We start from the raw sequence: 15,404 nt of genomic DNA, 5'->3' as shown, positions 1-15,404 counted from the left end.
GGATGCTTATCCAGTTCTTTGTGTTTATTCGGGTGATTTATTTACGCTTGTTTGGCTTGTGAAACCACGTTATTTAAGCTTTCGACCAGCTCTTTGACAGAGGTAACATGACCTGTGAGTTCAGAACCATAATTGGCGACTAAGCCGGACACGGATTTGGTTTCCGCAACGCTCTGTGCCACTTCTGAACTCGCGAGATCGAGCTCTTTCAAAGAACTCATCTGCATCGCCATAATGTTGGTGAGCTGATTGACGTCAGTCGAGATAGTTTGAACTTCTGAGATGATGCCGTTCATCTCATTCGCCGTGGTTTCAATTATCGCTCGACCATGTTCCACTTCGTCTTTACTACGGTCCAACAAGGTTCGAATTTCTATCGCGGAATGACTGCTTTTCGCCGATAACTCTCTTACTTGGTCGGCGACTACTGCAAAGCCTCTTCCCTGCTCACCTGCGCGAGCCGCTTCTATTGCCGCGTTTAATGCCAACAAATTAGTTTGTTCCGCTACTGAAGTAATCAAGTCAGCGACTTTCATGATCTCTTGATTACTTTGAATGATCTGAGTGATAGCACTGGTTGAGGCTTCTAATGACTCAGAGCTCTTTTGCGCTTTCTCTCCGACCGCTTCACTACGCTCTTTCAACTCACCCACAAATAAGTTTGATTCTTCGATACCTTGAGTCATTTGGTGCAATTGTTGGCTCATCTGTTCTGCCGCACTGGCCTGAGATTCGCAATTGATATTCAGCACCTCAACTTGCGAATGTAAATCTCGCGACTGTTGGTCTAGATGCACAGATACGCCCTGTAAGCTTTCCGAATTCGAATTAGCTTGGTCAAGCACCACCGAGAGTCGCCCTTCACTCTTTGTCGCTTGATTAGCAATCTGTTGGCTTTCTGAAATCGCTTCTTCCGCCATTTCGATTGCAACCTCTTTTTGCTTCGCAGTAAACGCTTGAGCAATACAAATCACCACCAGCGGCATGATCACACCAGACCAGGTTTCAACCACCACCGCTTCCGGAGTAAGTACTAACTGCGGAAATTCAAATCCATTAAGGTGAGCTGACGTCATCATCAATGAAACGCCAATCACTAACCCACTCCATACCAAGGCGACAATACGTGTTCCTGACAAGAAAAAAGCGACCACTAACAAAGGAACCCAATACGCCTGCGTCGATGCCACCACACCACCGCTTTGGTAGATGATATTCAGCGCATGTACTGCCATACCAACAAAGCCAAAATTGAGTGCAAGGCTCGGTTTACTGGTAACACGCAACAGCAGTGCGGAGATCAGTTCAAACGCGATAAGGAATACAGATGTAGCGATCAGAAGTTGCTCTTCGTGCTTGGTCCATTTGATTAAGCTGTAGACACCAACAAAGAAGGCGATAAAAGTGAAGAGTAATAAGATATCGGCTTGTCTGACTTCGTTGTTACTCCACCCATTACTTTTAGGTAGAAACAGCGCACGCCACAGCTTGATTGGGTTCATCAGTGATCATCCTTGATTAACTTGTTAGACCTCCGACCAATGTTAATAACATGTTAAATGATACGCAATGTTATTATCTGGGTTCTGTTCGAAAGATCTCATTTCATCAAGAATTTAGCGGCGTAGTATTTTGATATGAGCCAAACAGGGTGTAAGGCTCATCAATAGAATAGGTCTAAAGGCTGTATGTTAGGAGCTAACAAGAGAGCGAGGTTTAACGGTAGCGCCCTTTTCTCGCGCCTGTCGCCTTACCAGCCAGTGCTATCAATGTTTTGTTGGTGTTAGCGTGAGTGATCGCTACGCCTAGAGCATCGGCTGCATCGGCCTGTGGCTTAGCAGGTAGCTTAAGCATACTCATCACCATGTTCTGAACCATAGACTTATCTGCACCACCATTACCTGTCACGGCTTGCTTAATTAAACGAGCCGCGTATTCGTGAACAGGCAAATCCGCATTTACAGCCGCTACGATCGCACTGCCACGAGCTTGTCCAAGCTTAAGTGCAGAATCCGCATTCTTCGCCATGAAGACTTGCTCAATAGCAAACACATCCGGCTGAAACTGAGTGATGATTTCGCTCACACCTGCATAGATCTGCTTAAGTCGACCCGGTAACTCTATTTCTGAGGTGCGAATACAACCACTCCCTAAGTAATATAGATGGCGGCCATTTTGACGAATAACACCGTAACCGGTAATGCGTGAGCCAGGGTCAATCCCTAAGATAATAGACATAACTTCAAATACTGATTATTTATACATGCTTTATGAGCTTAGTATATCGAACGCAAAAAAAAATGCCCGTCAAATTAACGGGCATTTTCTAATTTACTGGCAAGTCTTGGCTAATTAATTAAGAGCTCTCTACCAACTAGGATCTCTTCATCAACAAGAAAAGATAACAGGCTTACGCTTGCTCTTTTTTCTCTGCCAATTTAACTGCGATTGCTAGCTCTTCCAGTGATGCTGGGTTCGCTAGGCTTGGCGCGTCTGTTAGTAGACATGCTGCAGCTGTCGTTTTCGGGAATGCGATAACGTCACGGATGTTCTCAGTACCACAAAGTAGCATTGCTAGACGGTCAAGACCGAATGCTAGACCAGCGTGTGGTGGCGTGCCGTACTTAAGCGCTTCAAGTAGGAAGCCGAACTTCTCTTGTTGCTCTTGTTCTTCGATACCTAGGATACCGAATACCGCTGTTTGCATTTCTGCGTTATGAATACGTACAGAACCGCCGCCTACTTCGTAGCCGTTGATTACCATGTCGTATGCATCAGAGTTTGCTGCTGCTGGGTTTGCTTTAAGCTCTTCCGCGTTCACACCTAGTGGCGATGTGAATGGGTGGTGCATTGCGTGTAGGTTACCTTCGCCGTCTTCTTCGAACATTGGGAAGTCAACAACCCACAGTGGAGCCCAAGCAGATGTGTCTGTTAGCTCTAGATCAGTACCTAGTTTAAGACGAAGTGCACCCATTGCTTCAGCAACGATGCCCGCTTTGTCTGCGCCGAACAGAATGATATCGCCAGATTCAGCTTGAGTGCGATCTAGAATACCGTTGATTACGTCTTCGCTTAGGAATTTAGCAACTGGAGATTGAATACCTTCCATGCCTGCAGCACGGTCGTTCACCTTCATCCATGCTAGGCCTTTCGCGCCGTAGATGTTTACGTGTTCAGCGTAACCGTCGATTTGCTTGCGAGTTAGCTTAGCACCACCTGGAACACGGATAACCGCTACACGACCTTTTTCGTCGTTAGCCGGGCCAGAGAATACTTTGAACTCAACGTCTTTAACTAAATCAGCAACGTCAACTAGCTCTAGTGGGTTACGTAGATCTGGCTTATCAGAACCGAAACGGCGAATCGCTTCAGAGAAAGGCATTACTGGGAATTGGCCTAGTTCAACATCTAGAAGTTCTTTCCACATATCGTGAACAAGCTTCTCAGTCACGTTACGTACTTCTTGAGAAGTCATGAAAGATGTTTCGATATCGATCTGAGTAAATTCAGGCTGACGGTCAGCACGTAAATCTTCATCACGGAAACATTTAACGATTTGGTAGTAACGGTCAAAACCAGACATCATCAGCAGTTGCTTGAACAACTGAGGAGATTGAGGAAGTGCGTAGAAGCTGCCTTTGTGAACACGGCTTGGTACTAGGTAGTCACGAGCACCTTCTGGTGTCGCTTTCGTTAGTACTGGCGTTTCGATGTCTAGGAATAGGTTCTCATCAAGGAAACGACGAACGAAGCTAGAAGCACGTGCACGAAGCTTGATACGGTCGCTCATTTCTGGACGACGAAGATCGATGTAACGGTACTTAAGACGCTGTTCTTCAGAGTTCGTTTGGTTGAAGTCTAGTGGAAGCGCTTCTGAACGGTTGATGATCTCTAGACCAGTCGCGTAAAGCTCTACTTCACCAGTAGCCATGTCTTTATTTACTTGGCTATCAGGACGAACACGTACTTCACCAGTAAATTTGATACAGAATTCATTACGCAGTTGGTTAGCGATCGGGAAGATATCTTTCATATCTGGATCGACAACAACCTGAACGATGCCTTCACGATCACGCATATCAATAAAGATAAGACCGCCTAAATCACGGCGACGGTTTACCCAGCCGCACAATTCTACAGTTTGTCCCGCCAGGGACTTGTTCAGGTTACCACAGTAATGGGTACGCATAATGAATTTCCCAATCTCTTAATAATTTACTAATTTCCAGGCTGTCAGTGGTCATTCCACACAACAGAGCAAAGGAACATTTATACGCGGAAACTCGCTTAAAATCGACCTTCCACATTCGAATTTATTGTGTTTTATCTGGCTTTGCTGCTTTTTAGCCCATCAAGTGCGCAAAGATTCATCAAAACCGAAAAAATTGCGATAATTATATCTCGAAAGTACCTTAATCAGCAAAACTCTCCTACAGTAGATTTTCATTTCGATTAAAAGCAGTAATGTGATGACCAATGGTGCAAAAACGATGGACACTTTACCTCTAAGACTTGGATTAACCATGTGGTCTCATTCTGAGTGGCAAAGTCAGTTCTACGGAAAAGGAACAAAGCCTGCTGAACGCTTAGAGAAGTACGCGCAAGTTTTTCATACCGTTGAGGGCAACACGACCTTTTACGCGACGCCAAGTATGTCGACAGTTCATAACTGGAAAGCCGCCAGTCATGATGATTTCAAGTTCACTTTCAAGCTACCTAAATTCATCACCCACCAGCAACAACTCAGGCACTGCCAAGCAGAACTCAAAGAGTTCTTAATGACTATGTCGCCACTGCATGATCGCATTGGTCAATGGACGATTCAGCTACCACACAGTTTTGAACCCAGCATGCTGCCTGCCCTACAAAAGTTTTGTACCTTGTTCCCAAAAGATATGCAGCTTGGCGTCGAAGTTCGCCACTTGGGGTTCTTTGATAAAGGCGATGCGGAAAAGCGCTTCAATCAATGGCTGGTAGAGGAAGGCATCAATCGCATCATTATGGACAGCCGCCCCGTTTTTTCTGCGCCACCAACCACAGAAGCGGTGATCGATGCACACCAGAAAAAACCCCGAGTTCCTGTTCATGCCATTGCGACCGCCAATAACCCAATGATTCGATTTATTGGTCACCCAGACCAAGAACCTAATATTGAGTTTTTTAAGCCTTGGTTTGCCAAAATCCCAAACTGGCTTAATGAAGGCAAGCAGCCCTATTTAATGATCCACACACCAGACAATAATCACGCACCCGAACTTGCAATCGCAATTTATAAACAACTACAAAAGCAAGTGTCTGAAAGTACATCATTATTATTACCTGATCTGGCTCAGTTTCCGGCTCAGAAAGGCAATAATCAAATCTCGATGTTTTAACCCATCACCTATCAGCAACTTCGAACCTTGAGCTAAATCTCAGTTTTCGTGACAGTGGCGCTTTTTTTACGTAAAATACGTCCCCTTTTATTTGGTATGAATTTTGTGCCAATTACGCTGACTGTCGAGAGAAAATGCCATGAGCAACACAGACAATATCTTTTCCGCTCCTATTGATAAAATTGGAGACTTCACCTTTGATGCAAGGGTTGCTGAAGTATTTCCGGATATGATTCAACGCTCGGTGCCTGGCTATAGCAATATCATCTCTGCAATCGGCATGCTGGCTGAGCGCTTTGTAAAGCCACATTCAAATATTTACGACCTTGGCTGCTCGCTTGGTGCGGCGACACTTTCTATGCGTCGTCACATTCAGCAAGAAGGCTGCACGATTTTCGCTATCGATAACTCAGAAGCCATGGTTGAGCGCTGTAAATTGCACGTTAATGCTTACCGTAGTGACACACCAGTAGAGGTGATTGAAGCCGATATTCGTGAAGTGGAGATCAAAGACGCTTCGGTTGTGGTACTTAACTTCACGCTGCAATTCCTGTCGCCAGACGATCGATACGCTCTACTTGAAAAAATTCATGCAGGCCTGCGCCCTGGCGGGATCTTAATCCTGTCAGAAAAATACGTATTCGAAGACGAAAGCTCAAACGAACTGCTTATCGACCTGCACCACGATTTCAAGCGTGCTAACGGATACAGCGAACTGGAAGTCAGCCAGAAACGCAGCGCAATTGAAAACGTAATGCGCCCAGACTCGATCCCTGTTCACAGAGAACGATTTGATAAGATTGGCTTCTCAAGCAGCGAAGTTTGGTTCCAATGTTTCAACTTTGGTTCAATGTTCGCGATTAAGTAGCCTACAAACCTGGTCAGCTCGTATTAGAACGTCATCCTCACTGTAGGAAATGACAAATTTAATTTTTATTTTAGGGTTTATTGCCCCTATTAACTCAGTGAAAAACTATGTTTAATTTTGCCAATTTTTATCAACTTATTGCCCAAGACACTCGCCTTCAGCCGTGGCTCAATGTTCTGCCACAGCAACTGACAGATTGGCAAAATGCAGAGCACGGTGACTTCGACCGTTGGTTACGTGCACTAAACAAGATTCCACAAGGTGTACCAGACCAAGTTGACCTGAAGAACTCAGTGACGATTGGCAGCTCAACACCATTTCACACAGGTGAGCTTAAAAAGCTAGAAAGCCTATTAAAGACGTTCCACCCATGGAGAAAAGGCCCTTACACGGTTCACGATATTCATATCGATACTGAGTGGCGTAGTGACTGGAAATGGGATCGTGTGCTTCCACATATCTCCCCATTGAAAAACCGTTCGGTTCTCGATGTAGGTTGTGGTAATGGTTACCACATGTGGCGCATGCTCGGTGAAGGTGCTCGCTTAACGGTTGGTATCGACCCTTCTCATCTATTCTTGGTTCAGTTTGAAGCAATTCGTAAGTTAATGGGCGATGACCAACGTGCTCACCTATTACCTCTAGGTATCGAGCAGCTGCCAAAGCTAGAAGCCTACGACACAGTATTCAGCATGGGTGTGCTTTACCACCGTCGTTCGCCACTTGACCACTTGATTCAGCTAAAAGACCAATTGGTGTCTGGCGGTGAACTGGTTCTTGAAACCTTAGTAATTGAAGGCGATGAAAATGCGGTACTGGTCCCTGTTGACCGTTACGCACAGATGAGAAACGTGTACTTCTTCCCTTCAGCTCGCGCACTAAAACGCTGGCTGGAACAAGTTGGCTTTGAAGACGTACGTATCGTTGATGAAAATGTCACGACAATTGGTGAACAACGCACCACAGAATGGATGACGCACAACTCTCTTCCAGATTATCTAGATCCGAACGATCCAGGTAAAACGGTTGAAGGCCACCCAGCGCCAAGACGTGCGATTTTGGTAGCAACAAAGCCATAGAATCTCTGCCCACAAAGCAGTGGCATATTGAGTAAATAAAACACAAGCCTATATAAGACAGCAAAACAATGGCTTGCCATGGTCAAAAAGTCACCGTTGATTTCGCGATGAACTTTTCTTCCTGAGCTCACAAATTGAACAAAAATTGACTTATGTTTAATAAGTGAGCTATTTCAAATAGCAATAATTGGCGTAGCGCTCACATTGCGATTCAATATGACCAGACTCTTACAATAGGATGCTTCACGCATCCTTTTTTGTGGGCTAAACTTCTAAATAGTCTGAACTATTCTCTAATTCTCAAAGGTTTTTTTATGTTTAAGCGATTATCGCCGATTGTGGCGGTTGGTTTGCTCTCTGGTTGTACCCTGACTAACGGTGCCACCTACCACCAAGAAACTCTCGATGCTATTGCCAGCTCAGAGACAAACATCGCAAATAAGGTTCAAAATCTTGAACTGCAACTAAGCAATCAAAGTGATTATATTGAAAGCTTAGAAGACGAAATTACTACCCTTTCTAGCCAATTAGATGTCCATCTAACGAGCATGGAACACAAGGTTATTGAACAGCTAGAGGAAGAAGAACCCGTAGCAGTTGCAGCGGCCCCTATCGCTCCTACATCACAACCGACTATCCTTGGCGGCATTGAAAAAGTGTCTATCGACTCTATTAAGCAAAGCTTTGATGCACGAGTGGATACAGGCGCAACCACCTCTTCTTTAAACGCTGTCGATATCAAAGAATTCGAACGTAACGGCAAGAACTGGGTTAAATTCCACCTAGACGATAAAGCCCAAGCGGAAGAAGACCAGAAATGGATTGAAGCGCCTGTTGTACGTTATGTAAAAATCCGTCAATCAACCAATGATCAGGCAGAACGTCGAGCTGTGATCGAATTATGGGTGAAAGTTGGAAAAATCCATGAAAAAGCGCAATTTACATTGGCGGATCGCTCTCAAATGAGTCACCCTGTACTATTAGGGCGCGAATTTATCAAAGACATAGCGCTAGTAGATGTAAGTAAAAAGTACGTACAAACGGAAGTTAAATAACAATAGTAGGGTAAGCTATGACGTCAAGAATTCCATTTTATATCTCTATATTCCTGCTTATCGTGGCAGGTATAACACTGAGTATGTTCAGACATACGACCTACGGTGTACCTTGGACTCCAGGGGAAACCAGACAGGTTTGGGACGTTGAAGCTCGCATCGAGTTCAACGCAGTAGGCAAAGAAGCAAAAGTTTCCTTAGCGGCTCCTCATACTCAGTCTAACTACACACTTATCGGCGAATCGGCTTCATCGCCAGGTTATGGTATCTCTTACTTGAATACCGAATCAGGTCGCCGCGCAGAGTGGTCTATTCGATACGCAGATGGCCCTCAAACTATCTACTACAAAACACAATTCCTAGTCGACAACCAAGCAAAAGTTGATGCTATACCGCCAGAAGGCGAAGTCGCACAGCCAAGCTTCGACGGCCCTGAAGAAGCCGCTTCTTTTGCATTGATTGATAGAGCGACAAAGCGTTCTGCAGACAACCTCACTTTTACCCGTGAGCTCATCAAAACACTTAACGATCCAGACAGCCAAAACTCAGCGCTTATTCTGAATAACATGACTAAAGTGGAAGCGACACACAAGCTACTTTCAGCAGCGAAAATACACAACAAAGTCGTTGGTGTTATCGAGCTAGAAGACGGCCGTCGTCGTCAGTCGATTCAAAACATGATTCAGATCTGGGATAACGACCAGTGGATTCTGTTCTCTCCGGAATCAAGCGAACAACAAGTTCAACCAAACCTACTCATCTGGGACGAATCAAACGTTTCTCTACTGGATGTTGTTGGCGGTCAGAACAGTAAAGTTCACTTCTCTATGATTGCTCAAGAGGTTTCACCAACGGAAGCAACCAACAGTAAGGTATCTGCAGACCAGCTATTGAACCTATCGATTCACAGCCTACCGCTAGAAGAACAAGCGATGTTTAAAACCATCATGCTGATTCCTATCGGTGCTCTGATTGTTGTGTTCCTCCGTGTCATCATCGGTCTGAAAACATCTGGTACCTTCATGCCAGTACTGATTGCGGTAGCCTTTGTGCAAACACAATTGGTAACGGGTATTGTCGGCTTCCTACTTATCGTAGGTACGGGTCTGATTATTCGAAGTTACTTGTCCAAACTCAACTTGCTACTGGTCGCCAGGATATCCGCCGTAATCATCACGGTAATCATGATTATTTCTGTATTCACTGTGGTCGCGTTTAAAGTGGGTCTGACTGAAGGTCTATCCATTACGTTCTTCCCAATGATTATCCTATCTTGGACTATCGAACGTATGTCTATCCTATGGGAAGAAGAAGGCGCGAAAGAAGTAATGCTGCAAGGTGGTGGTTCTCTATTTACTGCGGTTCTTGTTTACTTAGGCATGACTAACCCGTTCATTCAGCACTTAACGTTTAACTTTATTGGTTTACAACTTGTTATTCTAGCGACCATCTTGCTACTAGGTAACTACACAGGATACCGTCTAACCGAGCTTCGTCGCTTTAAACCGCTAGCGGAGGACTAAGTTATGTTTGATCAGTTTACTTCACCGTTTAGGTTGAAAGACAAAGGCATAATGGGAATGAACAAGCGTAACCATAGTTATATTGGTCGCTACAATGATCGTTCCAAGTATCCACTCGTTGATGACAAGCTTAAGACTAAAATCATTGCTGAACAGGCTGGCGCTACTGTGCCAAAACTGATTGGCGTTATTGGTCATCAAGCTGAAGTAAAAACAATCCACAAGATGGTAAAAGAGTGGCCGGGTTTCGTAATCAAGCCAGCTCAAGGCAGCGGCGGTAAAGGAATCCTTGTTGTGACTTCTCACAAGGACGGCGTTTACACTAAGCCATCGGGTTCTACTATCAATGAAGAAGACGTAGAGCGTCACATAAGTAACGCTCTTGCCGGTCTTTTCTCACTTGGTGGTAAGAACGATGTTGCGGTAGTTGAAAACCTCATCAAGTTTGATGAGTGTTTTGATGGCTTCAGTTACGAAGGTGTGCCAGATGTACGAATCATCGTATTCAAGGGCTACCCTGTGATGGCGATGATGCGTTTATCTACTTCGGCTTCCGACGGTAAGGCTAACTTACACCAAGGCGCTGTAGGTGTAGGTATTTGTATTGCGACGGGTAAAGCCGTTCGTGCGGTTCAATTTGACCACCCAGTAACTCACCACCCAGATACGGGTAAAGAGTTGGCGCTACTTCAGGTACCACACTGGGAAAAACTGCTAACACTAGCTTCAAGCGCTTGGGAAATGACAGGTCTTGGTTACATGGGTACTGACATGGTTCTAGACCAAGAAGAAGGCCCAATGGTACTTGAGCTTAACGCACGTCCAGGTTTGGCTATCCAAATCGCGAACGGCGCAGGTTTATTGCCTCGATTGCACCATATTGAGAACCTTGGTACACCGGCTGAATACCCGAAACCAGCAGAGCGCGTTGCATACGCTGCCAAGCAATTCGGTGTTCACGGTAACGAGATTGTTCCAAACTAAGCGATTTGCTGACTAGGTCACTTGATACCTAATAGAGCTTATAAAAAAGGCCGCATAACTCTGAGAGTTACGCGGCTTTTTAGTATCTGCGGTTAAATTAGCGGATTAGGTTAAGTCTCTGTAGATTCAATTACAGGCTCTCGAATTGGATCAATCCGCACCGCCGCCACCTTAAACTCAGGGATCTTAGCGTGTGGATCGGTCGCTGTGGTCGTCAAACGGTTAACCGGCGATTCAACAAAATGGAATGGAATGAACACCACACCCTTTTGCATTCGCTTAGTCACAAACGCCGCGATTTCTATTTCACCACGACGTGTCGACACCTTGAGCATCTGACCATTCGAGATTCCTAACGCTTCAGCATCGTGAACACTGACCATTGCACGTGGCCCCGCTAAGTTATCCAGGCCTTTGGTTTTACGCGTCATAGTGCCTGTATGGAATTGCTCTAAGATACGCCCTGTCGTTAGAACTAACGGATACTCTTCATCCGGTAGCTCAGCAGCGTATCTAAACGGAATCGCCTCCATTTGACCACGCCCACGGGTAAATTGGGTCTGGTGCATGATACGAGTGCCATCAGGGTTATTCTTATTACTCGGCCATTGCACGCCATTGACCGTAATGTTCTCCCAACGTAAACCACCATACTGTGGTGTTACACGTGCTATCTCATTGGTGATATCGGCAACGGTGTTATAGTCCCAACCACCGCCCATTGCGTTGGCTAGCATTTGGATAATCACCCAATCTTCTTTCGCTTCACCTGGAGGCAATACCGCCGGGTTAATACGCTGAACACGACGCTCGGTATTGGTAAAGTGACCAGACTTTTCAGCAAACGAGCAAGACGGAAGAACCACATCGGCATATTGAGCAGTTTCGGTTAAGAAAATATCTTGAACTACTAAGAAATCTAACGCTTCAAGACCTTCAATCACATGCGCTTGGTTCGGGTCACTCAGCACTGGATTCTCGCCCATTACGTACAGACCACGAACATCTCGATGACACGCGCCATCAATAATCTCGGTCAGCGTTAACCCCGTTTCAGCGGGTAGATCAGTAACGCCCCACTCCATCGCAAACTTTTGACGAACCATTGGGTTATACACTTTCTGATAACCCGGAAGATTATTTGGCAACGCGCCCATATCGCATGCACCCTGCACATTCGATTGGCCACGCAGCGGGTTGATACCACCACCTTCAATACCGATGTTGCCACACAAGAGTTGCAGGTTGGCGATTGAACGTACGTTGTCATGCCCAGTAGTGTGCTGGGTAATACCCATCGAGTAATACACCGCTGTTCGTTCTGCAGTACCAATCAATCGTGCCATTGCGAAGATGTCTTCCGCTTTAACGCCAGTCACCAATTCCACTTTTTCTAGCGAATAGCTTGGTGACATCACCTCTTGAAGCAAGGTATCAAAGCCGTCCACACGATCTTCGATATACTCTTGGTCATACCAACCATGTTTGATGATCTGCTGCATCACACCATTGTTCAGCATTACATCGGTACCCGGTCGGTGCGCTAAGTAAAGCTCAGCATGGTCAGCAATATCTATTCGTTTTGGATCGGCAACGATCAATCGCGCTCCACCATGTCTCACCGCCTGCTTAATGTGCGAACCAATAATTGGGTGCGCTGACGTGGTATCCGAACCAATAATAAAGATCACATCAGAATGCTTGATACTTGGAATATCATTGGTCATCGCTCCACTGCCTAACGATGCTTCAAGTCCAGTCACCGTCGAGGCATGACAAAGGCGAGCACAATGGTCGACGTTATTGGTGCCTAGTTCGCGACGTATGAATTTTTGGAAGGCATAGTTATCTTCGTTGGTGGTTTTAGCCGATGAGAAACCCGCTAGAGCATTGCTACCAAAACCTTGTTTAATAGCCGTGAACTTATCGGCAATCAGCGTAATGGCTTCTTCCCAACTCGCTGGTTGTAACCAGCCATCTTTACGAATTAACGGTGTTGTAAGGCGGGCATCACTGCCGACGAAGTCGAAACCGAAACGTCCCTTAACACACAGCATGCCCTCGTTGACCGGAGAATCACCGCCCTCGATATAACGGATTTTGTTCTTCGCTTCGTCTACATGCATGGTCAGTTTACAGCCCACACCACAGTAGGTGCAGATGGTATCGACTTTCTTAAGTACGTCTGTGTCGCCTTGCTTTCTATCTCTCGCATCGACCATTGCACCGGTTGGACACGCCTGAATGCAAGAGCCACATTGAACACAGTTAGAGTCGCCCATTAACGTTTTGTCTGCCCCAAAATTAGGACGACATTCAGGCCTTGAAGCTGGCTTTCCATCGGATTGATTCATGAAGCTAAGAACGCCATGAACATTCTGCTCGCGACATGCTTGGATACACTGACCACAACTGATACAGCGGTTAGCATCAAAGATAATGAATTCAGAGCTATCATCAACCGCGAATTTTTGTCTGGTTAAACCGATCTTCGCTTCTTCTGCACGAATCGCCTGCCAACTCTCATTCGAAGTCACATCGATTTTGTATTCTGGGTGTGTTTGCGTTGCCTTGTATTCAGTCGAGTAGTCTCGCAGGTCACAATCGGTATTGGCTTGGCAGCCACACTCTAGACATCTTGCAGCTTCAGCGATTGCATCAGCATTATCAAAGCCTGTTTCTACTTCCTCAAAACTTTGCTCGCGCTGCTCAGGAGTTAGCTCTGGCATGATCTTACGCGCTATGCGCTGAATAGATTTGTACTGCTCAGGATCGATCCCTTTGAGCTGCTTGTGCTTTCTAGAGTTAAACGGTTTAGCCGGAATGTTATCCATGTCGCCGTGGAAGAAACGATCGATAGCCTGCGCTGCAATGCGTCCATCGCCAACGGCTTCGACTGCGGTTGCGGGGCCGCGTCGGAAATCACCAATACTGAAAATATTTCCGGTTCCGGTATGCATGGTTTGCGGATCAGCATCTGCGGTGTTCCAACGTGTTAGAGGGATATCAATCTCTTCGTTATCCATGAAGCTTAGGTCGGGCTTTTGTGACACCGCAGCGATAACCGTATCAAACGCTTCAACAAAGAACTCACCCGTTGGTTTAGGGCTACGACGACCAGAAGCGTCAGCAGGACCCAGTACCATACGTTCTAATCGAATCTTAGATACATGACCATTGTCATCAGCTATATTTTCGGCCGGGTTAGTCAAGAAGTGGAACTTCACACCCTCATGCTCAGCTTCTTCAATTTCGTAATCTTCTGCTGGCATCTCCTCTCGAGTACGACGATAAATCAACGTGGTATCCGCACCATCACGCACTGCGGTTCGAGCGCAATCAATCGCGGTGTTACCGCCACCGATCACTGCAACTTTTTTACCGGTGACATACTGTTGATCGGTCACGTAATCTTTAAGGTAATCGACGCCTAGATAACAGCCGCCAAGCTCGCTACCGGGATAATTCATCTCGACAGCTTGTGATGCACCAACGGCTAAACAAACCGCATCAAAATCGTTGCTCAAATCAGACAGTGTAAAATCAACACCGAGCTTCTTGTCGCACTCTACCGACATCCCATTACGACACATCAGTTCGATTTCTTTATCTAGAATCGACTTAGGTAAGCGATACTCTGGGATACCGTAACGCAGCCAGCCACCAGCTTGGGGCATCGACTCATAAACACTGACATCATAACCTTCATTAGATAGGTAATAGCCTGCTGTTAAGCCACCAGGGCCACTGCCAACAATCGCAATGCTTTTACCTTTATTGGGTTTCTTCGCTGGCATGTAGCTCTCTTGAGCAGCCAAATCGGCATCGGCTGCGTGTCGCTTGAGTTGGCGAATCGCAATCGAATCATCGACTAAGTTTCTTCGACACTCTGTTTCACAAAAGGCAGGACAAACACGGCCAATCGATAGCGGCATCGGCAGTGTTTTCTTAATCACTTCGATGGCTTTGGTATGATCATTTTGAGCAATATGATACAGGTAAGATTGAATATCGACTCCTGCAGGGCACGCAGTTTGGCATGGTGCCTCACAATCTGCATAGTGGTCTGTCATGATGCGGTTCAACGCTTCTTGTCGATGGTTGGTCAACTGCTTTGACTGAGTCGTAATATTCAACCCATTGGACACTTCAAGCTCGCACGAGCGCTTCATACCCACACCATCAATCTCGACGACACATAAATCGCATGGAATCTTATCAGTTGTTTTGTTCAAACCACATAGAGATGGGATCTCTAAACCACATGTTTTTGCCGCTTCAAGTACGGTTTGTCCTTGTTCGACGATTCGAAATTTCCCATCAATAACGATTTGAATCATATTGAGTCCTACCTTCCAGTTTGCGTAATAGTCACGCTCAAAAATACTAATAAGTCGTTCAGCAGTGTGCAGACACTACTGTCATATCATTACCATACATTAATTGTGGTTTTGTGCGTGTGACTTCAAACAAGTTCTATTGAGATTAACCCTAATGTATGAGTGGTCTTATCAGTAAGT

General features: G+C 45.7%; 10 protein-coding genes. 6 read left to right on the top strand and 4 right to left on the bottom strand.

Annotation, left to right across the window (positions count from 1 at the left end; translation table 11 throughout):
- Positions 1-41: 41 nt before the first annotated feature.
- From CWO08_RS14360 to aspS, 3 genes are all read right to left on the bottom strand, one after another.
- Positions 42-1,502: a methyl-accepting chemotaxis protein gene (locus CWO08_RS14360; protein WP_108020666.1), complete on the bottom strand. Its 1,461-nt coding sequence runs from the start codon at positions 1,500-1,502 to the stop codon at positions 42-44.
- 214 nt (positions 1,503-1,716) lie between these two features.
- A complete protein-coding gene (gene ruvC, locus CWO08_RS14355) occupies positions 1,717-2,238 on the bottom strand; it encodes a crossover junction endodeoxyribonuclease RuvC (RefSeq protein ID WP_102432927.1) in 522 nt (173 codons plus the stop codon).
- 172 nt (positions 2,239-2,410) lie between these two features.
- The gene (gene aspS / locus CWO08_RS14350; RefSeq protein ID WP_019821025.1) at positions 2,411-4,189 is read right to left on the bottom strand and encodes an aspartate--tRNA ligase; all 1,779 of its coding nucleotides are present in this window, start codon (positions 4,187-4,189) and stop codon (positions 2,411-2,413) included.
- Between the two features lie 280 nt (positions 4,190-4,469).
- Here aspS and CWO08_RS14345 point away from each other — a divergent pair, with 280 nt between their 5' ends.
- The 6 genes from CWO08_RS14345 to CWO08_RS14320 all read left to right on the top strand — a co-directional run bounded on the left by CWO08_RS14345 (position 4,470) and on the right by CWO08_RS14320 (position 10,884).
- The gene (locus tag CWO08_RS14345; RefSeq protein WP_170960839.1) at positions 4,470-5,375 is read left to right on the top strand and encodes a DUF72 domain-containing protein; all 906 of its coding nucleotides are present in this window, start codon (positions 4,470-4,472) and stop codon (positions 5,373-5,375) included.
- Between the two features lie 139 nt (positions 5,376-5,514).
- Positions 5,515-6,243: a carboxy-S-adenosyl-L-methionine synthase CmoA gene (gene cmoA, locus CWO08_RS14340; protein WP_017062083.1), complete on the top strand. Its 729-nt coding sequence runs from the start codon at positions 5,515-5,517 to the stop codon at positions 6,241-6,243.
- A 107-nt stretch (positions 6,244-6,350) separates the two neighbouring features.
- On the top strand, positions 6,351-7,322 hold the full coding sequence (gene cmoB / locus CWO08_RS14335; RefSeq protein WP_102432928.1) for a tRNA 5-methoxyuridine(34)/uridine 5-oxyacetic acid(34) synthase CmoB: 972 nt from the start codon (positions 6,351-6,353) through the stop codon (positions 7,320-7,322).
- Between the two features lie 314 nt (positions 7,323-7,636).
- Positions 7,637-8,377 carry an ATP-dependent zinc protease gene (locus tag CWO08_RS14330; protein ID WP_108020665.1) on the top strand — a complete coding sequence of 247 codons (741 nt, stop codon included), beginning with the start codon at positions 7,637-7,639 and terminating at the stop codon, positions 8,375-8,377.
- A 17-nt stretch (positions 8,378-8,394) separates the two neighbouring features.
- Positions 8,395-9,900 carry an inactive transglutaminase family protein gene (locus CWO08_RS14325; protein ID WP_048659662.1) on the top strand — a complete coding sequence of 502 codons (1,506 nt, stop codon included), beginning with the start codon at positions 8,395-8,397 and terminating at the stop codon, positions 9,898-9,900.
- Between the two features lie 3 nt (positions 9,901-9,903).
- A complete protein-coding gene (locus tag CWO08_RS14320; RefSeq protein ID WP_026084277.1) occupies positions 9,904-10,884 on the top strand; it encodes an alpha-L-glutamate ligase-like protein in 981 nt (326 codons plus the stop codon).
- Between the two features lie 110 nt (positions 10,885-10,994).
- Here the strand turns inward: CWO08_RS14320 and fdhF are convergent, their stop codons facing one another.
- A complete protein-coding gene (gene fdhF / locus CWO08_RS14315; protein ID WP_108020664.1) occupies positions 10,995-15,224 on the bottom strand; it encodes a formate dehydrogenase subunit alpha in 4,230 nt (1,409 codons plus the stop codon).
- Between the last annotated feature and the right edge of the window lie 180 nt (positions 15,225-15,404).

It is taken from the genome of Vibrio sp. 10N.286.48.B8 (genome assembly GCF_003050085.1).
GTDB lineage: Bacteria > Pseudomonadota > Gammaproteobacteria > Enterobacterales > Vibrionaceae > Vibrio > Vibrio crassostreae.
This window is presented reverse-complemented; position numbering and strand designations above follow the sequence as displayed.